This window comes from uncultured Adlercreutzia sp. (assembly GCA_910585575.1).
Lineage (GTDB): Bacteria > Actinomycetota > Coriobacteriia > Coriobacteriales > Eggerthellaceae > Adlercreutzia.
This window is the reverse complement of record CAJUFS010000010.1, coordinates 1-19,264: the sequence shown is the minus strand read 5'-3', so window position 1 is coordinate 19,264 and position 19,264 is coordinate 1. Positions and strand designations below refer to the sequence as shown.

Genomic DNA, 19,264 nt, shown 5'->3' with positions numbered 1-19,264 from the left:
CGCGGCGCCGTGTACGCAAAAAGCATGAACCAGGTGATTTCATGAGCCTCGAGACCGCATCCCATCAAGCATCTACGGCTGAACCCGCCCATCGCGCCCTTCCCTGGGGCCTGAAGGAGGCCAAGGCGCGCGTGCGCTTCCTCGATCTTTGGTCGGTTATTGCCGGCATTCTGTTGCTGGGCGTGGTCGTCTACCTCATGAACATCCTATCGGTGCCGGTGGCCATCCTCATTTGGACCATCATCATCGTGTTCTGCCTGCGCGGTATTGTGAACGGCCTGGAAAAGCACCATGTGAATCGCGCCGTGGGCACCACTATTGCCTATATTGTCATGGCCCTGGTCATTGCCCTGGTGGGGTTCCTGCTCTTCTCCCCAATGTTCGGCTTGAATGCTCAGTTCAATGACTTGCTGTCGAACATGCCCCATTACGTGGATGCCGTCATTGCTTGGGGCAACGACATGTACACCCGCTATGCGCCGGTATTCGAGGACGACACGGTGAAAAGCGTCATCGCTGAGGTGCAGAAGTCGGCGGCGGCCTGGGCCTCTTCCATCGCCCAGGGCAGTGCCAACGGCATCATGGCCTTCAGCACCACGCTGGCTAACGGCCTTATGGCCTTCGGATTCGGCCTGGTCATTGCCTTCTGGATTCTCATGGAGCTGCCGGCCATCGGGCGCGAGACCCGTCGTCTCATCGGCCCGAAGCACCAGGAGGACGCCGAGTTCTTCCATGCCACCTTCACCCGCGTCATGGGCGGCTACATCAAGGGCACGCTGCTCCAGTGCGCTGTTATCGGCGTGGGCTGCGGCATCGTCTTTCAGGTAGCCGGCGTTCCCAACGCCGCGGTGCTGGGCCTTATCACTGGCGTGCTGAACATCATTCCCATCATCGGCCCCTGGCTCGGCGGTGCGCTGGCTGCCATTGCGGCTATCTTTGTCAGCCCGTTGGTGGCCCTCATCGCGCTGCTGGCCACCATTGTCATCCAGCAGCTGGTGTACACCTTCGTGTCGCCGAAGATCATGCAGAACTCCGTGGACATCCATCCGGCTCTCATGCTCATGGCCTTGATGGTGGGCTCGGCTCTGGGCGGTGCCATGAGCGGCCTTATGGGATCGCTTGTGGGCATGCTCGCCTCCATCCCCCTGGTGGCCGTGGCCAAGTCCGTGTTCGTATACTACTTCGAGAAGCGGACGGGGCGTCACTTGGTGGCCGAGGACGGCGTGTTCTTCAAGGGCGTCCCCTCGGACAACGAGGTGGTCAACCCCGCTGCCGACGCCACGAGCCCCGGCTCCACGGGCTCCATGAAGGCTGTCCGCCTCGAGGACACGGCCTTTTTCCAGCGGCTTCCCCATATGCGGCCGCAGCATCACGGCAAGGTGACGCCGCGGCCGCCGGAGTCCCCGCACGGCAAGGGCGGAAAGAACCAGCGCTAACCTTTCAGGGGCGGTTGCCAAGCCGCCCCTGCGTATTTCGAGGGCAGGACGCTGTGTTTCCCGTATTTGTACTATAATTTCCGACGAATATTCTACGACCGATAAAGGACGGGCAGGCACCTATGCGCTATATGACCACTGCTGAGATCCGCGAGAAGTACCTCGCTTACTTCGAGGAGAAGGGCTGCAAGCGCATGCCCTCGTCCTCGCTCATCCCCGATGACCCCTCCCTTCTGCTGACCAGCGCCGGCATGGTGCAGTTCAAGCCCTACTTCCTGCATCAGAAGGAACTGGAGGCTCCCTACATCGGCACCACCACGGTGCAGAAGTGCGTGCGTACCAACGACATCGACATCATTGGCACCACGGGCCGTCACCTCAGCTTCTTCGAGATGCTGGGCAACTTCTCCTTCGGCGCCTACTTCAAGGAGCAGATGTGCGCCTGGGCCTACGACTTCTCCGTCAACGTGCTGGAGCTGCCGCCGGAGCGTTTGTACTTCACGGTGTTCGAGGACGACGACGAGACCATTGAGATTTGGAAGAACCTGGGCGTGCCCGACGACCACATCTCGCGCCTGGGCGAGGACGACAACTTCTGGCGTGCCGGCCCCACCGGCCCCTGCGGTCCCTGCTCGGAGATCTACTTCGACCAGGGTCCCGAGTTCGGCTGCGGCAGCCCCGACTGCGCGCCGGGCTGCGACTGCGATCGCTTCCTGGAGTACTGGAACTGCGTGTTCACCCAGTACGACGGCCAGGAGGACGGCACCTTGGCCGAGCTGCCCACGAAGAACATCGACACGGGCATGGGCCTGGAGCGTATGGCCGCCATCATGCAGGGCGTGCAGTCCAACTACGAGACCGACGTGCTGCGCAGCCTGGTAGCGGTGGGCGAGCGTCTGGCCGGCGTCACCTATGGCGAGAATGCGGAGATCGATCTGTCACTGCGCATCATCGCCGACCACTCCCGCGCCGTCACGTTCATGATTGCCGACGGCATCCTGCCCTCCAACGAGGGCCGCGGCTACGTGCTGCGCCGCCTGCTGCGCCGCGCCATCATGAAGGCCCATCTCATCGGCATCGAGGGTCACTTCCTCAACGAGTACGTGGACGAGATCGTGCGTCTTATGGGCGATGTGTATCCGGAGATCGTGGAGAACCGCGAGCTGGAGCGCAAGCTCATCATGGCCGAGGAGGAGCGCTTCGGCGCCACCCTGCGCCAGGGGCAGGCCTATCTGGAAGATGCCCTGGGCAAGCTGGAGGGCACGACGCTCGCCGGCGAGGAAGCCTTCACGCTGCATGACACCTACGGTTTCCCCGTGGAAGTGACCCAGGAGATCGCCGAGGGCCGCGGCATTGCCGTGGACATGGAGGGCTTCGAGGCCGCCATGGAGGCCCAGCGCGAGCGCGCCCGTGCCGCCGGCGCCAAGGACGCCGAGGCCGCGTGGTCTACCTACGGCGGCATCTACGCCGACCTGCTGAAGGAGTTCGGACCTACGGAGTTCACGGGCTATGCCGCCACGGCCGCCGAGACGAAGGTCATCGCCATCCTGCGCGAGGGCGAGCGCGTCGAGCGCCTGGAGGCTGGCCAGACCGGCGAGCTGCTGCTGGCCGCCACCCCCTTCTACGCCGAAATGGGCGGCGAGGTAGGCGATACCGGCGTCATCGAGAACGGCGACGACCACGTCTACGTGCTTGACACTACGGCTCCCGAGAAGGGCCTGTTCGTCCATGCGGTGCGCTCCGATGAGGGCACCGTTGCCGTGGGCGATACCGTCGTGGCCAAGGTGGACGCCAACCGCCGCGCCGCCATCGAACGCAACCACACGGGCACCCATATCCTGCATGCCGCTCTGCGCAAGGTGCTGGGCGACCACGTGAAACAGGCCGGCTCCTACGTGGGTCCCGACCGCCTGCGCTTCGACTTTACCCACTTCGAGGCTATGACGCCGGAGCAAATTGCCGAGGTGGAGCGCGAGGCCAACATGCACATCATGAGCGCTACGCCCACTACTATCTATGAGACCTCGCTGGAAGAGGCACGCGCCGCGGGCGTGACGGGGCTCTTCGGCGAGAAGTACGGCGACGTAGTGCGCGTGGTGGAGGCTGGCGACTTCTCCCGTGAGCTGTGCGGCGGCTGCCACGTGAAGAACACGGCCGAGATCGGCCTCATGAAGATCACCACGGAGACGTCGGTAGGCGCCAACGTGCGCCGCATCGAGGCCGTTACCAGCTACGGCGCCCTGGCCTATCTGGACAAGGTGGAGGCCGAGCTGAAGGAAACGGCGGCCATTCTGCGCGTGCCCATGTTCGACGTGTCCGAGCGCACAGCGGCCAATGCCAAGACCATGAAGGACATGCAGCAGAAGGCCAAGCGCGCAAAGACCATGGTCAGCGACGACATGTTCACCGAGCTGTTGTCCCAGGTGCAGGACGCCCCGGCCGGCTACCCGGTTATCATCGCCCGCACCGAGGTGCGCGACGGCGGCCAGATGCGCAACATGTGGGACGTTATTCGCAGCCGCATGAGCGAGCCCGGCGCCTTGGTGGTGGCCGGTGTGAACGACGGCAAGCCCGTGCTCATGGCGGCCGGTACTGACGAGGCCGTGGCCAAGGGCTTCGACGCCGGCGCCCTTATCAAGGCCATGGGCCCGGCCATCCAGGGCGGTGGCGGCGGCAAGCCCACCATGGCCCAGGCCGGCGGCAAGAACGCCGAGGGCATCGACGACGCCCTGGAAATCGCCCGCAACATGATCCTGTAACGGCGCGCGGGCGCGACAGGCAACCAAGCCAGCGGGCGGGGGAGACCTCGCCCGCTTTTCATTTGTGCAGCAGCTTGCTGCACAATTTCCGTGGGTGCGCATTGCGTGGAAGCACGGGGAGCTTTGGAGGGGCGTCGAGGCTGCGTGGTAAGATGGCGGAAGTTTAACGGTGCAGCCTATGGCTGTCGGTGGTTAGGAGCGCGCATGAATTCCCCGTACCCTTCTTCGTCTGGCCCTCAGCGGCCTGTCGACGGGTGGGGAAGACCGCAGTCGGCGGCGCAGCCGCAGACGCCCGGGCCGGAGAGCGTATACGAGACGCCGGACGAGTTCGCGTCGGTGGATGCAGCGCGTAACGGGGCGGCCTCGCGCACTGCATCCGAGGGTTCTTCCTGGAGCGGCGCCAGCTGGAATGCCGGGCCGCGTACGAGTTCCGAAAGCCCGGTTCCCGGCATGTCGGCGCAGGACTTCCAGAAAATGTGTCAGTCAGTGGACAAGGCGTTCTCGCAGTTTGCCCAGTTGGTGAACAAGGCTGCCGATGGGGCGGCCCAGGCCCTGGGTCAGTCGCCCGAGAAGAACCTTAAGGCCTACCAGGAATTGGAGGCGAAGCGCAAGGCTCAGAAGAAAGCACAGAAGAAGGCTCGGAAGGAGGCGCGTAAGGCGGCGCAGGCTTCGGCGGCCTATCGGTCGCAAGGGGGCGCGTCAGGCGCTCCCACCGCCTATCGACCGCAGTCGGGCGCGCCGGGTGCGGCGCCAGCAGTCGGTTCGCCAGCGGCCTCTCCGGCCTATCAGGCGGCTTACGCACCCGTGGGGCAGCCGCTCGCTCAGGCCAAGAAACGCTTCCGCTCGTCCTGGGGCCTCACCGCTTCCGGCGCACTTATGACCGCCGCCGGTGGCGCGGGCACGGTTGTTTTCGGCGGGGCCGCCATCACCGGACTCATCATGGGAGCGGTGGCCGCGCCTGCAGGCGTTGCCACGGCGGTAATCTTCGGGCTGTTGACGGCCGGGGCGGTAACGGTGCTCGGCCTCGGCATCAGCTGCTTGCGCAAGGCATCGCGCCTCAAGGCTCTTAAGCGCATTATGGGCAATCGCGAGGTGTGCAACATCGACGAACTGGCCCAACGCCTGCAGCTTTCGCCCAAGGCGACGCTTGCGACGGTGCGCCGCCTCATCAAGAACGGTTATCTGCCCGAGGGGCGTCTGGACGACAACAACCAAACGCTTATGGTCACCGACAACGCCTATCACCAGTACTTGCAGTTCCAGCAGGCGCAGCGTCAGACGTTGGCCGACCAGCAGGCCGCCGCGGAGGCACGCGCTGCCGAAGAAGCGGCCCAGGCGGCAGCTCAGGCCGTCCAGCAGGCACGCACTGACCGCCTGACTCCCGTCGAGCGCGCCTTCATCGATCGCGGCCAGAGCGCGCTGCAGCAGATGGCCGCGCTCAACGCCCGCATTGACGACGCTGCAGTCAGCCAGAAGGTGACGGCCCTCGAAGAAGTGACGGCGCGCATTCTGGCTCGCGCCGAAGAGGAGCCGAAGGTCATCGCCGGGCTCGACCGCCTGAACGACTACTACCTGCCCACGACGCTCAAGCTGCTTGAGGCCTATGACGCCCTGGAGGAGCAGCCGGTCCAAGGCGAGAACATCGCCTCGTCGCGCCGTGAGATTGAGCATACCCTCGACGTGCTCAACAGCGCCTTCGAGAAGTTGCTCGACGACACCTTCCAAGAGCTCAACATGGACGTGTCCGCCGATATCTCGGTGCTTCACGCCCTGCTGGCCCAGGAGGGGCTGACTGACGGCCCCTTTGACGCGAAACCCTAGGCGGCTCACGTAATCGCTTTCCCCACCCCTCTTCCCGAAAGGATTCCCCATGAACGACGAACTGAAAAACCTCGACAACATCCCTACGCCGAAGCTCACCCTGGAGCCGGTGGAAGAGGTGACTGAGGCCGCCATCATTGAAACCGAAGCTCCCGAGCCGGCCGCCCCGTCGCTGGCCGACTCGCTCTCGGCCGAAGAGCTGGCCCAGGTGGAGGCCTTCGCCCAGCAGATCGACATCGCGAACTCCCAGCAGGTGCTCACCTTCGGCTCGGGCGCCCAGAAGAAGATGGCGTCGTTTTCCGAGACGGCCCTGGAGAAGGTGCGCACCCAGGATTTGGGCGAGGCCGGCGACCTTATTGCGAACGTGGTCACTGAGCTGAAGAGCTTTGATACCGACGATGAGGAGAAGGGTTTCTTCGGCCTGTTCAAGCGCCAGGCCAACAAGATTGTGGCCCTGAAGGCCCGCTATGATGCCGCCGAGGCCAACGTGGACAAAATTGCCAAGGCCCTGGAGGGTCATCAGGTGACGCTCATGAAGGACGCGGCCATGCTCGATCAGCTCTACGAGCTGAACCTCACCTACTTCAAGGAGCTGACCATGTACCTGTTGGCCGGCCGCCAGCGCCTGGCCCAGGTGCGCGAGGGCGATCTGGCCGAGCTGTCGGCGAAGGCCCAGGCCTCTGGGTCCACCGAGGACGCCGAGGCGGTGCAGAAGCTGGCTGCCGCTTGCAACCGCTTCGAGAAGAAGCTCTCCGACCTCGACCTCTCGCGCACGGTGGCCATGCAGATGGCGCCGCAGATTCGCCTGGTGCAGAACAACGAGATGCTCATGATCGAGAAAATCCAGACCACGCTCGTGAACACCATTCCGCTGTGGAAGAGCCAGATGGTGCTGGCCTTAGGGCTCGCTAACAACGAGGCGGCTCTGCGCGCCCAAAGTGCCGTCACCGATATGACCAACGAGCTTTTGCGCAAGAACGCCGAGAAGTTGAAGCAGTCCACGGTGGACGTGGCGCGCGAGTCCGAGCGCGGCATTGTGGACATCGAAACCCTGCGCGTCACCAACGAGAACCTCATCCAGACCTTCGACGAGGTCATGAAAATCCAGGCCGAGGGCCGCGCCAAGCGCGCCGAGGCCGAGACGGAGATGCGCCGCATGGAGGCCGAGCTGCGCGCCAAGATGCTGGAGGTGCGCTAGGCCATGCGGGTTATGGCGCTCGATATCGGAGAGGTGCGCGTGGGCGTGGCCGTCAGCGACCCGGGCGAGCGGGTGGCGAGCCCCGTGTGCGTGCTGCCGGCGGCCGAGGTGCTGGCGAACGCCAAGTCGTTCAAGCGCGTGCTGGAAGACTGGGAGCCGGAGCTTTTGGTATGCGGCCTGCCCCGCACGCTGGCGGGGGAGGAAGGCCCCCAGGCGGCGCGCATTCGCCAGAATGCCGCGACCATCAGCGCCGCGTGCGATCTGCCGCACGTTTTCGCCGATGAGCGCTTAAGTTCCGCCGAGGCCAAACGCATTTTGCGTGAAAAGGGCCATGACGAAAGGTCGATGCGCGGCAAGGTTGATATGATAGCCGCAAGTCTGTTTCTGCAGTCGTGGCTCGATGAGCGCGCCCGCTCGTAAGGGCGCCTTGGCGTGAGGGGCCGCGGCTTGCCCGCCGGCGGTGCCGGTGCTTTGCGAGAAAGGCCCTCTCTTGGCTCTTCATAACAAGAACGTCACCTACTCTTCGCGCCCCACGCGAGCGGCTCGCGCGGCTCACGCTCGAGGCGATAAGGAGTTCCGCACCTACGACACTAGCGCCATCGTGCCGAAGCGCGATATCAAGCCCTTTATTTTCCTGGGGGTCGTGGCTCTTGTCATTGTGGCGGCCGTGGTGTTCTTCGTGGTGCGCGGCTGCACGGCTGAGCAGCCGCAGCTTTTGGAGGCGGGTCAGACGGTGCACGTGACCATCGAGGAGGGCGAGAGCGCCCAGGCCATCGGCGACGCCCTGGTCGAGAACCATCTGATCGCCTGGGCTCAGGACTTCACCAACGAGGTAACCCGTCTCGAGGCGGCTTCGTCGCTTATTCCCGGTACCTATACGTTCCAGGGCGGCCAGTCCGTCGAGGAAATTGTGCGCCTCATTATGGCCGGCCCCGCTGCCACGGGCGATAGCCTCACCTTGCCCGAGGGCCTTACGCGGGCCGAGACGGCCAAGGCGGTGGCCGAGGCCACGGGCGGCCGCATTACCGAGGATGCCTTCAACGAGGCTTCAGCCGATGCCAGCGTCTATGCCAAGGAGTACCCGTTCCTGGAAACCGCGGGCACGAACTCCCTCGAGGGCTTCCTGTTCCCCAAAACCTATACGATCACCGCGGCCGATGATGCGGCAGCGGTGGTGCGCATGATGCTCTCTCAGTTTGGCGAGGAAACGAAGGGCCTGTCCTTCGAGTATCCGGAAAGCAAGGGGCTCAACTTGTACCAAGCCGTCACCTTGGCCTCCATTGTGGAGAAGGAATCCAACGATGACGACGAGGTGCGCGCTCACGTGGCCGGCGTGTTCTACAACCGTCTGGCTTCCGACCGACCGTTCCTGGAATCGGACGCCACCACGGCCTACGAGGTGGGACGCGAGCCTACCGCTGATGAAGTGCACGCCGACACGCCTTACAGCACCTATACCCACGAGGGTCTGCCGCCCACGCCCATCTGCTCGCCGAGCCTCAACTCTCTGCAGGCGGTGTGCGATCCGATGAAGACGAAGGACATGTTCTTCTACTTCCATGTGGCCGACGACGGCACGGTGGAAAGCTTCTTCAGCAAAACCCTGGAAGAGCACGAGCAGGCCATTGCCGAGCATTCCGACGGGGGTCAGGAATCTGACGCCGCCTAGGCGCGTTCCGGTGATGCTATGGCCCTGTGGAGTCCCGAGCGCTATTTCTCGCGCATAACCGATATCGACATCGATCGTGATTTGCTGGCGCCGGGGTATACCCATGTGCTGCTCGATATCGACAACACCATCCGTGCCCGCGACACCCATGCGGTGCCCCGCGATGTAGGAATGTGGCTGGGACGCGCCCGTACGGCCGGTGTCCAGTTCTGCCTGGTGTCTAACAACTGGCATGCCGATGCCCACGACTTTGCCGCTCAGATGGAGTTGCCTCTGGTGGCCAAGGCCATGAAGCCGCTGCCGCCGGCCTTCTTCGCCGGCATGCGCAAGCTGGGGGCACGGCGCAGCGACACCGTGGTCATCGGCGACCAGCTGACCACCGACGTGCTGGGCGCCCACTGTGCCGGCCTTCCCGCCTATATGCTGCAGCCTTTGGTGAAGCAGGACCTGAAGCACACGAAGGCGCTGCGGGTGCTGGAATCCGCCATTCTGGGCGATCGCAAGCCGGAGCCGGCGGTGAATGTCACGGCGGACGCTGGCGTGCCCGGCCCTGAGGTGATTCCCGGACGGGCGGCGGGCGCGGTGGTAAGGGCGCAACCCGCACCGGCCCAGGAAGAGTAACTGCCCAGCGCGCTGATCAAGGAGAACGCTATGACCAAGAACCTGTATATCCTCGGGCATCCTATCGCCCATTCGAAATCGCCGGTCATGTACAACGCGGTGTTCGAGTCGGTGGGGCTGCCGTGGCACTACGGGTTCATGGATCTTCCCGAGGTTGCCCAGGCCGAGGCCTTCCTGAAGGAGCGGGATTTCCTGTCCATCAACATCACGACGCCCTACAAGCCCCAGGCCTTCGCCGCTGCCGATGTGCAGGCGGCCTCGGCGCAGTTGGCCCATGGGGCCAACGTGCTGGTGAACAAGGACGGCACGCTTATTGCCTACAACACTGACGGCCAGGGCTGCGTGGCCTACCTGGAACGCGAAGGTGTTACCTTCCGCGGCAAGAAGGTGGTGGTGTGCGGCACCGGCCCCACGTCGCTGTCCATTCTCCATGCCGTGGCCCAGGCGGGGCCGGCCGAGGTGCTGCTGGTGGGGCGCGCGGTGCCGCGGGCCCATGATGTGCTGCGCACCTACGTGGACGAGCTGGGGGCTTTGGTGGGACGCACGGTGGATATGCCGGCGTTCCAAGAGCATCACTTGAGTTTCGCCGACGTGTACCGCCAGGTGGAGTTCAAGTACGGCAGCTATGACACCTCGCGTCAGGCCATTGCGGCGGCCGATATTATCCTGGACGCCACGCCTTTGGGCATGAACGAGGGCGATGGCGCTCCCTTTGACACGGCGTTGCTGTCGGCGCGCCAGACGGTGTTCGACGTGGTCTACGGCCACGGTGAGACGGCCTTGGTGGCCGCAGCCCGGGCGGCGGGATGCCGTACTTTCGACGGGGCCGGCATGCTGGTGGGCCAGGCCGTGGTAACCGTGCATATCCTGCGCGATATTACCGAGGAGCCCAAGCTGGACCTTTCCGATGACGCCCTGTTCGATCTTATGGCGAAGGCGGCGGGATTCAGCCTCTAGAGTCGCGGTTGCTGTCGCGGACCGGAGCGGCCTCGGGTGAGGCTTCGAGGCGGCGTGTTGCGTGGAAGCAAGCTTTCGAGCCAACCTGACGGCGCCATCGGGGGCGACACGATGTCACCTTGGGCGAACACGCCCCGGAATTGAAATGCGGCTGCGCTACAATAGGCCTGTTCTATCCACGACAGAAAGCAACCAGCATGGAATACATCACTGCGGGGGAGAGCCACGGCCCCGAGCTCACGGCCATTGTGACCGGGGTGCCGGCCGGCCTTCCCATTTCCGAGGAGCAGATCAACACCGATCTGAAGCGTCGCCAGTCCGGTTACGGCCGCGGCGGCCGCCAGGCCATTGAGACGGACACGGTGCGCGTGACCAGTGGCGTGCGTTTCGGGCGCACCCTGGGCACCCCCATTGCGCTGACCGTGCGCAACCGCGATTGGGAGAACTGGACCGATCGCATGGCCGCCTTCGGCTGCGTCCCGTCCGATTTGGTGCGCGAGGTGACGCCCCGCCCCGGTCATGCCGACTTGGTGGGTGTCCTGAAGACGAACACCGACGACTGCCGCAACATCCTCGAGCGCGCCAGCGCCCGGGAGACCGCGGCCCGCGTGGCCGCTGCCGGCATTGCACGGGAGTTTCTGGCCGAGTTGGGTGTGGATGTATTCTCCTATGTGACGTCGGTGGGCGATGTGCGCCTGGCCGATGAAGATCTGGCCCAGGTGGTGCAGCATGCGCCCCTGGATATCGAGCTTTCCGAGATGCGCTGCCCCGACGAGCGCACCACCGAGGCCATGAAGCGCGCCGTGGATCGCGCCAAGGCCGACGGCGAAAGCCTGGGCGGCACCTTCCGCGTGGTGGCCACGGGCCTCGTGCCCGGCTTGGGCTCCTACGCCACGGGCCCCGATCGCCTGACCTCGCGCATCGGCGCGGCACTGTTCTCCATTCCCGCCATCAAGGGCGTGGAGTTCGGCCTGGGTTTCGAGGCGGCCCGTCGCGTGGGCTCCCAGGTGCACGACCCCATTGCCTTGGAAAACGGCGAGTTTGTGCGTACCTCCAACAACGCCGGCGGCCTGGAGGGCGGCATGACCAACGGCATGCCCCTGGTGGTGACGGCGGCCATGAAGCCCATCCCCACGCTGATGCAGCCGCTCGGCACGGTGAACTTGGACACGCTGGAGGTCGAGGAGGCCTCCAAGGAGCGCAGCGACACCTGTGCGGTGCCCGCGGCGGCCGTGGTGGCCGAGGGCGAGGTGGCCTTCGCCTTGGCTAATGCCTACCTGGAGGCCTTCGGCTCCACCTGCATGGCCGATGTGAAAGCGGCCATCAAGGCGTATCAGAAGCGTTTGAAGACCATGGGGCGATAGCTATGGCTCAGGGAAAAGACGCACAGCGAAACGGAAGACGCCCCCGCCGCCCGGCTCCGCATGCGGACGAGCCCATGGTGCTGACGCGCCCGGTGTTCTTCGTGGGCTTCATGGGGGCGGGCAAAACATCGGTGGCCCGTCGTTTGGCCCGCACCTGCCGCATTGCCTCGGTGGACATGGACACCTATCTGGAGCGTCGGGAAGGGCGCAAGATCACCGAGATCTTCGCCACCGATGGCGAGCCGGGTTTTCGCGCCATTGAGACGGACGTGCTGCGCGAGCTGGCGGCCAAGGAGGACCCGCTTCTGGTGTCCTGCGGCGGCGGCGTGGTGGTCACGCCGGAGAACCACGAGATCTTTGCCGAGGGCGGCCTGGTGGTCTTCCTCGATGTGACGGCTGACGAGGCCTCCGACCGCATTCGCGATAAATCGACGCGCCCGCTGTTCCAGGATTTGGACAGCGCCCGGGCCCGCTGCGAGGAGCGCCGCCCCCTCTATGAGGCGGTGGCCGATGTGACGGTGTCCACGGCCGGCAAGTCGGTGCCCGCCATTGCCCGCGAAGTGCAACGCATTCTGGAAAAGGAGGGCGTGCTGTGCCCGCAACAAAAGTAGTGGTGAATATTCCTGGCGAGACGCCGTACGACGTGCGCATCGGCGCGGGCGTTCTGGAGGGGCTCGGCTCGTGGGCGAAGAAGCTGCCCGCCGTGGCCCACGCGCCGCATCTGCTTATCATCACCGACGCCAACGTGGCACCGCTCTACTTGGAGGCGGCGCGCACGTCGCTCAAGGCCGCGGGGTTCCGGGTAAGCGACATTGTGGTGCCTGCGGGCGAAGAGGCGAAATCTGTGGCCGTGGCCGGCGAGATCTGGGATGCCATGGCGCAGCTGGGGCTGACCCGCGATGCGGCGGTAGTGGCCCTGGGCGGCGGCGTGGTGGGCGACCTGTCCGGTTTCGTGGCCTCCACCTACATGCGCGGCATCACCTTCGTGCAGGTGCCTACCACGCTTTTGGCCATGGTGGACTCCTCCGTGGGCGGCAAGACTGGCGTGAACCTGGACGCGGGCAAGAACCTGGTGGGCACGTTCAAGCAGCCCGCCTATGTGGCGGCTTCTACCGACACTCTGGCCACGCTGGACGAGCGTGAGTGGGCCTGCGGCTGCGCGGAAATTGCCAAGTCCTCGGTAATCGATTCCGACGAGTTCTTTTTCTGGCTGCTGGAGCAGGCCGACGCCCTGGCGGCCCGCGATGACGCCGGGGTAAGCGAGGCCATCGCACGCTCGGTGGTGTTCAAGGCGGGCGTAGTGGCGGCCGATAAGACGGAGAGCCGCGGCGTGCGCGAGTGCCTGAACTACGGCCACACCTTGGGTCATGCCATCGAGACCTTGGCTGGCTACGGGGTGTACTCTCATGGAGCCGCCGTGGCCGAGGGCATGCGTTTTGCGGCCCAGCTGGGCGTGGACGTGGTGGGCACGTCGCCCGAGCTGGTGCAAACCCAGGGCGAGCTGCTGGACCGTCTGGGCCTGCCGTCGCTGCCGTGGTCAGCGCCGGCCGAGGACATTCTGGCGGCCATGAAACGCGACAAGAAGACGCGCAGTGGCGAGGTGCGCTTCGTGCTACCGCGGGATATTGGGTCGTGGGAGTTGGTGGCCGTGGAGGACGCGGTCATCTTGGAGCACTTGCGTGCTTGGGAGGCTTCGAAGGTCCGCTAGGGACTCCTCGGACGATCGGCGGGAAGGGGCGCTCGCAGCCCGCTTCGCGCTGATCCCCTTCCGAACGCGGCAAAAGAAACAGAGGAGATGATGCCCATAAGTCGGTACTATCCCAGAACTGGTGCTGGCGAAGTGGAATCTGTTTCTTAACGGCCGCGTTCTCCAGGGGGCGCTCAGGAGGTCTGCGAGCACCCCTTCCCGACCGATCTATGAAAGGGTGAATCGGTTTGAAGAAAATACTGCTGATGAATGGGCCTAACCTTAATATGCTTGGTGTGCGCGATCCGGCTATTTATGGGTCGGATACGCTGGCTGCCATTGAGGAAATGGTTCGGGCCTATGGGGCCGAGCGTGGGTGCGAGGTCGATTGCTTTCAGTCGAATCATGAAGGGGCCTTGGTTGACAAGCTGCATGAGGCCCATGGGGTGTACGATGGCATTGTGTACAACCCGGGAGCGCATACGCACTACTCCTATGCGCTTCATGACGCAGTCGAGTGCATTGACGTGCCGGTGGTGGAGATCCATATTTCGGATATCTCGAAGCGCGAGGAGTTCCGCCGTCATTCGGTGATTGCGCCGGCCTGCGTGGGCCAGGTGAAGGGCCTGGGCAAGGAGGGCTATCTGCGTGCCCTCGATATGCTGCTGGAGGAGTAGGGGAGAGGCCGCGGGCGCTGCTCGAGGGTGGTTGAAGCTGCCGCTCTTGGGGGCCTGCGCGGTTTGCGAAACGAGAATCGGAGTCGATGCTATGACGGTGTACAACGAGCTTTACAATCCGGTGGCCTGCGAATGGCATGTGGGGCAGCTGCTGCGCGCTTTGGCTCAGCTGCGCGACGGGCGGCCGAGTCCCATGGTGGTGCGTGACACGTCCAACATCCACTGGATTACGGCCTTTGATGACGTTTTCGACGACGAGGCGGCCCATGCGCTGTACATCAGCGGCGACCGCGCGGTGCTTCACACCGATTCGCGGTACGCTACCGCCTGTGAAGAGGCGGCCCGTCGTTCGCCCATTCGCATCGATACGGCCCGCGAGAGCCACGCGGCTTTTGTGGCGCGCCAGTGGAACGGCTCGTGGCTGCACGGCATGCCTGAGGCGGAGCTGCAGGTAGAGGACACCATGACCTTGGCCGAGTACCGCGCGCTCCAGAAGGCCTTCCCCGCCGATTTCCCTATTGGCGAAACTGACGGATTGGTGCTCAAGTTGCGCGCGGTGAAGGATCCCTACGAGGTGGCTCGCATGCGCGGGGCCCAGTCTATTACCGATGCGGCGTTTTCCCATATCATCCAATATATGAAGCCGGGTATGACCGAGCGACAGGTGCAACTGGAGCTGGAAGAGTTCATGCTGCGCCACGGGGCCCAGGGCCTGGCGTTCCCTTCCATTGTGGCCACGGGCGCCAACGGGGCGAGCCCCCATGCCATCCCCGGCGCCACCATGCTCGAGGCGGGGCAGTGCGTCGTCCTTGATTTCGGAGCAAAGTCCTACGGGTACTGCTCGGACATGACGCGTACGGTGTTCCTGGGCGAGCCCGAAGGCGAAATGCGCGCCGCTTGGGACACGTTGCGGGCGGCCAACGAGGCGGTGGAGGCCATGCTGGCGCCCGGCGTGACGGGCAAGGAAGCGCACGAACTGGCGGAATCGGTGCTGACTGAGGGCGGTTTCGCGGGACGCATGGGCCACGGCCTGGGTCATGGCGTCGGTCTCGATATCCACGAGGAGCCCGTGCTGGCGCCGCGCAACGAGCAGCCGCTGGTAGCAGGCAACGTGGTCACCGTAGAGCCGGGCATCTACCTGCCGGGCAAGTTCGGCATGCGCTTGGAAGACTTCGGCGTCATCACCGACGACGGCTTCGACGTATTCACGCAAAGCACCCACGAGATGGTAGTTATCTAGCCTGTGTTAGAGAATCTGCGCATACTGGTGGTGGAAGATGACGAGGCCATCAACAAGGTGGTGTGCTCCTACTTGGGCAAACGGGGCGCCGTTTGCACGGCGGCGTTCTCCGGTACCGAGGGGCTGCTGCGCTTGGAGGGCGGAAGCTTCGACTTGCTGATCAGCGATCTTATGTTGCCAGGGGCCGATGGCGAGGACGTGGTGGCTCGGGCTACCACCGTCGGGCTGCCCGTGATCGTGCTTTCCGCTCGCGCTACAGTGGCCGACCGGGTTGATCTGCTGCAGCTGGGCGCCGACGACTATTTGGTAAAGCCGTTCGACTTGGAAGAGCTGGGCGCTCGCGTGGAAGCGGTGCTGCGACGGGCGGGGAGGCGTGCCGGTTTTGATGGCGTGACGTCGTCAGGGGATGACACTCTGCGCTACGGGTCGTGGGTGCTCGATTCGAGAGCCCGGACATTTGTGGCCAGTGGTGTGCCGGTGCATCTGACGCCGACGGAATTCGCGATGGTGGAAGCGCTGATGGCCGCGCCGGCGCGCGTGCATACCAAGCGCAGCCTTTCGGCCGCGGCAGCCGGGAGCGAAGGGGCCCTGGAGGACAAGGCCGTGGCCACCCATATCGGCAACATTCGCGCGAAGCTGCGCGAGGCGCAGGCCCCGGACCTCATTGAAACCGTGTGGGGCGTAGGCTTCAAGCTGCGTGATTTGGGCTAGCTGGAATGAGTCAGACGGTTGGCTGTCTCATTCCAGGCGGTCGCCCGAAGGCAATCTTGGAAAAATCTTGGCACTTCCTCGGATCTTTCTGCATGGCCTCCCGTTATGCTGGAACCATCGGTTGATACCAGACGGAAGGAGATCCCGTGGCAGCTTTGACGTGCGAAAACCTCTCGCGCTCCTTTTGGGGTAAGCGTGTTGTCGATGGGGTCTCGCTGACCTTGGCTCCGGGTGATATCTACGGCTTGGTTGGTCGCAACGGAGCGGGCAAGTCGACGCTGCTGAAGATGCTGGCGGGATATTTGGCTCCCTCGTCGGGTGCGGTGGAGATTTACGGCGAGGCGCTGGGCCCCTGCCAGACGAGCGCCCACCTTGGCTGCCTCATTGAGCAGCCGGCGGTGAATCCCTCTCTTTCCGCTTTCCAGAACGTGATGGTGCGGGCGCTGGCCCAGGGGCTCCCAGATGCGAAGGACGCGGCAGTCGGGGTGTTGCGAGCGGTAGGGCTCGACCCTGCGGAGCGCGATCGAGCGGGCCATTTCTCCCTGGGCATGAAGCAGCGACTGGGTTTGGCCTTGACCCTGATAGGCGAGCCGGAAGTGCTGCTGCTCGACGAGCCCTTCAACGGTCTTGACCCCGAAGGGGTGCGCCTCGTGCGCGAGCTGCTGGTGAATCTGGCTGAAACGCGACAGGTGGCGGTGCTTATCAGCTCGCACGTGCTGGATCAGCTGGATCGTATGGCTACCCGCTACGGCGTCATCCGCGAGGGAAAGCTCGTGTGCGAGATGACCGCCGACCAGGTGGCTGCCGAGTGCGCGGACTATCTGTGCGTGGAAACTCCCGATGCGCCTCGGGCCTTGGCCGTGCTTCAGCAACGCTGGCCCGAGGCGGCCTTCGCGGTCATGCCCGATGACGCCATCCGCATCGGGGCCGTCGGAGAGGTAGAAACACCGGGCTCCGTCGTCGACACAGGGGTGCCTACGGCTGAAGAGGTCGGTCGCGTTCTCCTGGCGGCGGACGTGCCTGTAAGTGGCCTGTACATCCGTAGTCGCGACATCGAGGAGTACTTCGTAACTCTCATGGGCGGCACCGCTCCGGTACGCGGAAAGGGTGCGTCCGGCGATCTTGCTACTCCGATGCGGAGTGCGGATGATCCTTCGGCGAAGTCGGCCGCTGAGGAAGGAGGTGATCTCCATGCTTAACATTCTGCGTGCCCAGTTGTATCGGCTTGTGCGCAGCGTGACATTCTGGGGATTCTTCGGCCTGACTGCGTTCGTTGTCTATGTAGTTGGCCGTTCGGTAGCCGAAAACGCATTGATGGGGTCGCAGATTACCGGGATGCCCCTCTTGCCATCTTTTGGTGATCGGCAGGTTGCGGTCAATGCGGAACTGGTGATGAGCGCCTATCATGCGCCGCTCTACCTGTGCCTTTTCGCCTCCTGGACCGTGGCGGTGCTTTACGCTGATGACAGTCACGAGGGCGGTATGCGACTTTTGATGGTTGGGAAAAGTGCTCGCCGAGACTATGTGCTGGCCATGGTGGTGCTCTCGACCGTGGTAGCGTTGTCCCTGGTTCTTGTAGCGTTCGCCGCTACGTGGGCTGCGCTCCTTCCTTTTGCCCCGATGAGCGTGGGGTTTGGCGAGGGGAGATTTGTGCGCTGGGCATTGATGGTGGTGCTGGCAGCGGTATTCTGCTCGATGGCCACGCTGGCGGTGCTCTTGGTGACAGATCGGAAAATCGTGGCAGTGCTTTTCGTGGTTTTGCTGTGCAGCCTCGCTTTCGAGCATGCGCTGAATGTCGTTGCCTTTTGGCTGGGCGCAGAGGGAACGATGGCAGGAATCATCTCGTGGCTGCCTCTTCAGGTTTTGGAGCGCGTGGGAGCGAGCGGCATGCCGCCTTTAGCGCTCGATATGCTGAGTCCCGTGGTGGGAGTGGTTGCAGCAGTGGCGCTGTGTTGGCTGGCAATTCGGCGGAAGAGGGTTTAGCGATGATCTGGCTGGTTGCGTTGTGCCTGCTCCTTGTCGTAGCGCTGGTGGCGGTGGGGTGGCTGAACGAGCGGCAGCTACGGGTCATGGAGCTTATACTGGCGGCAAGGGCCCGCGGTCGGGCGGGGAAAGTGCGCCTGGCGTTTCCGACGCCGGCGGCCCGGGCGCTGGCGTCGCAGGTGAACGCGCTGATCGAGGAGTGCGACGAGACGCGGCGCAGCGCCGAAGCCGAGCGTCGGGAGCTGCAGCGGAACCTGGCGTCGTTCTCCCACGATGTGCGCACACCGCTGACGGGGGCTCAGGGTTACTTGCAGCTGTACGCGTTGGCCGACAGCGATACCGAGCGCGACGAGTGTGTGGCAGCCGCGGCCGAGCGGCTGGGTGTCATGCGCGGGCTCGTGGATCAGCTCTTCGAATTCGCCAAAATCGATGAGGGCGAGCAAACGCTGGTGCGCGAAAGTGTTGACCTAGGCGCGATAGTGGCCGAGGCGCTGAGCGCCCGCTACCCGGCCTTTGCCGAGCGCGCCTGGGAGCCGGTGGTATCGCTGCCCGAGGATCCCGTCATAGTGCAGGCCAACGGCGAGGCCCTGGGGCGCGTTGTCGGCAACCTGCTCGACAACTGCCTGCGCCACGGCCGCGGCGCTCCCCGCGTCGAGCTGCGGGTGCCTGGGGCGGCGTCGGACTTCCGGCTTACGGTTTCCAATCCTGCGAACCATCTGGATACCCTCGATGTCTCCCGCGTGTTCGACCGCTTCTATTGTGGCGATGGCGCCCGCCAGGCGGGCGGCAGCGGCCTGGGTCTCGCCATCGCCGCCAACCTCGCCCGTGCTATGGACATGCAGCTCGAAGCATCCGCGGAAGGGGAGTGCTTCGGCGTGACCCTGCGCTCCTGAAAGCATTCAATCGGCTCTGTAGCGCCTTCTTCGGTGTGTGCTGACTGGCCGTTCCCTCGGGGTTAGCGGTCGCTTACTTTCCGCAAGTCGGCGGTTTGCCCGTCCTCACGTAAATCGACAGTGCGTCATTTTTTCCCAGTGCTATAACAGAGGGAAAGAGCAAGCGCGTGAACCGAAAGGACGGTGAGACTGATGACGGCACGACCGGAAAACCGCGGAAACGAGATTCGGGTCAAGGGAAAGTCCAT

General features: G+C 64.3%; 17 protein-coding genes. All 17 read left to right on the top strand.

The window, feature by feature from the left end:
* Positions 1-41 precede the first annotated feature (41 nt).
* The gene (locus QZ307_RS02170; RefSeq protein WP_295995154.1) at positions 42-1,436 is read left to right on the top strand and encodes an AI-2E family transporter; all 1,395 of its coding nucleotides are present in this window, start codon (positions 42-44) and stop codon (positions 1,434-1,436) included.
* 122 nt (positions 1,437-1,558) lie between these two features.
* Positions 1,559-4,195: an alanine--tRNA ligase gene (gene alaS / locus QZ307_RS02165; RefSeq protein WP_295995152.1), complete on the top strand. Its 2,637-nt coding sequence runs from the start codon at positions 1,559-1,561 to the stop codon at positions 4,193-4,195.
* A 204-nt stretch (positions 4,196-4,399) separates the two neighbouring features.
* Positions 4,400-6,016, top strand: a complete 1,617-nt coding sequence (locus tag QZ307_RS02160; RefSeq protein WP_295995150.1) for a 5-bromo-4-chloroindolyl phosphate hydrolysis family protein — start codon at positions 4,400-4,402, stop codon at positions 6,014-6,016.
* Between the two features lie 49 nt (positions 6,017-6,065).
* Positions 6,066-7,214: a toxic anion resistance protein gene (locus tag QZ307_RS02155; protein ID WP_295995147.1), complete on the top strand. Its 1,149-nt coding sequence runs from the start codon at positions 6,066-6,068 to the stop codon at positions 7,212-7,214.
* Between the two features lie 3 nt (positions 7,215-7,217).
* Positions 7,218-7,634 carry a Holliday junction resolvase RuvX gene (ruvX, locus tag QZ307_RS02150; protein WP_295995143.1) on the top strand — a complete coding sequence of 139 codons (417 nt, stop codon included), beginning with the start codon at positions 7,218-7,220 and terminating at the stop codon, positions 7,632-7,634.
* 70 nt (positions 7,635-7,704) lie between these two features.
* Positions 7,705-8,883: an endolytic transglycosylase MltG gene (mltG, locus tag QZ307_RS02145; RefSeq protein WP_295995142.1), complete on the top strand. Its 1,179-nt coding sequence runs from the start codon at positions 7,705-7,707 to the stop codon at positions 8,881-8,883.
* A gap of 18 nt (positions 8,884-8,901) precedes the next feature.
* A complete protein-coding gene (locus QZ307_RS02140; protein WP_295995139.1) occupies positions 8,902-9,504 on the top strand; it encodes an HAD hydrolase-like protein in 603 nt (200 codons plus the stop codon).
* 30 nt (positions 9,505-9,534) lie between these two features.
* Positions 9,535-10,461, top strand: coding sequence for a shikimate dehydrogenase (locus QZ307_RS02135; RefSeq protein WP_295995136.1), 927 nt, complete (start codon positions 9,535-9,537; stop codon positions 10,459-10,461).
* Between the two features lie 197 nt (positions 10,462-10,658).
* Positions 10,659-11,825, top strand: coding sequence for a chorismate synthase (gene aroC, locus QZ307_RS02130; protein WP_295995133.1), 1,167 nt, complete (start codon positions 10,659-10,661; stop codon positions 11,823-11,825).
* 74 nt (positions 11,826-11,899) lie between these two features.
* The gene (locus QZ307_RS02125; RefSeq protein WP_275207234.1) at positions 11,900-12,436 is read left to right on the top strand and encodes a shikimate kinase; all 537 of its coding nucleotides are present in this window, start codon (positions 11,900-11,902) and stop codon (positions 12,434-12,436) included.
* Positions 12,418-13,533, top strand: a complete 1,116-nt coding sequence (gene aroB, locus QZ307_RS02120) for a 3-dehydroquinate synthase (protein WP_295995123.1) — start codon at positions 12,418-12,420, stop codon at positions 13,531-13,533. Before QZ307_RS02125 ends, aroB begins: the two co-directional genes overlap by 19 nt.
* A 227-nt stretch (positions 13,534-13,760) precedes the next feature.
* Positions 13,761-14,189 (top strand): type II 3-dehydroquinate dehydratase, encoded by a 429-nt coding sequence (gene aroQ, locus QZ307_RS02115; protein WP_275207237.1) that lies wholly within the window; start codon positions 13,761-13,763, stop codon positions 14,187-14,189.
* Between the two features lie 91 nt (positions 14,190-14,280).
* Positions 14,281-15,429: a Xaa-Pro peptidase family protein gene (locus QZ307_RS02110; RefSeq protein WP_366778704.1), complete on the top strand. Its 1,149-nt coding sequence runs from the start codon at positions 14,281-14,283 to the stop codon at positions 15,427-15,429.
* Positions 15,430-15,432: 3 nt separating this feature from the next.
* Positions 15,433-16,140, top strand: a complete 708-nt coding sequence (locus QZ307_RS02105; RefSeq protein ID WP_295995114.1) for a response regulator transcription factor — start codon at positions 15,433-15,435, stop codon at positions 16,138-16,140.
* A 146-nt stretch (positions 16,141-16,286) separates the two neighbouring features.
* Entirely contained in the window at positions 16,287-17,339 is a 1,053-nt protein-coding gene (locus QZ307_RS02100) for an ABC transporter ATP-binding protein (protein ID WP_295995111.1), read from the top strand.
* Positions 17,332-18,123: a hypothetical protein gene (locus QZ307_RS02095; protein WP_295995109.1), complete on the top strand. Its 792-nt coding sequence runs from the start codon at positions 17,332-17,334 to the stop codon at positions 18,121-18,123. The genes QZ307_RS02100 and QZ307_RS02095 overlap by 8 nt, the downstream gene beginning before the upstream one ends.
* 2 nt (positions 18,124-18,125) lie before the next feature.
* A complete protein-coding gene (locus QZ307_RS02090) occupies positions 18,126-19,016 on the top strand; it encodes a HAMP domain-containing sensor histidine kinase (protein ID WP_295995106.1) in 891 nt (296 codons plus the stop codon).
* Positions 19,017-19,264: the final 248 nt, after the last annotated feature.

Coding starts and splice junctions, on each gene's coding strand:
- QZ307_RS02135 (WP_295995136.1), top strand. CDS start 9,535: ATGACCAAGAACCTGTATATCCTCGGGCATCCTATCGCCCATTCGAAA.
- aroC (WP_295995133.1), top strand. CDS start 10,659: ATGGAATACATCACTGCGGGGGAGAGCCACGGCCCCGAGCTCACGGCC.
- QZ307_RS02090 (WP_295995106.1), top strand. CDS start 18,126: ATGATCTGGCTGGTTGCGTTGTGCCTGCTCCTTGTCGTAGCGCTGGTG.
- alaS (WP_295995152.1), top strand. CDS start 1,559: ATGCGCTATATGACCACTGCTGAGATCCGCGAGAAGTACCTCGCTTAC.
- QZ307_RS02125 (WP_275207234.1), top strand. CDS start 11,900: ATGGTGCTGACGCGCCCGGTGTTCTTCGTGGGCTTCATGGGGGCGGGC.
- QZ307_RS02110 (WP_366778704.1), top strand. CDS start 14,281: ATGACGGTGTACAACGAGCTTTACAATCCGGTGGCCTGCGAATGGCAT.
- QZ307_RS02155 (WP_295995147.1), top strand. CDS start 6,066: ATGAACGACGAACTGAAAAACCTCGACAACATCCCTACGCCGAAGCTC.
- ruvX (WP_295995143.1), top strand. CDS start 7,218: ATGCGGGTTATGGCGCTCGATATCGGAGAGGTGCGCGTGGGCGTGGCC.
- QZ307_RS02170 (WP_295995154.1), top strand. CDS start 42: ATGAGCCTCGAGACCGCATCCCATCAAGCATCTACGGCTGAACCCGCC.
- QZ307_RS02140 (WP_295995139.1), top strand. CDS start 8,902: ATGGCCCTGTGGAGTCCCGAGCGCTATTTCTCGCGCATAACCGATATC.
- QZ307_RS02095 (WP_295995109.1), top strand. CDS start 17,332: ATGCTTAACATTCTGCGTGCCCAGTTGTATCGGCTTGTGCGCAGCGTG.
- QZ307_RS02160 (WP_295995150.1), top strand. CDS start 4,400: ATGAATTCCCCGTACCCTTCTTCGTCTGGCCCTCAGCGGCCTGTCGAC.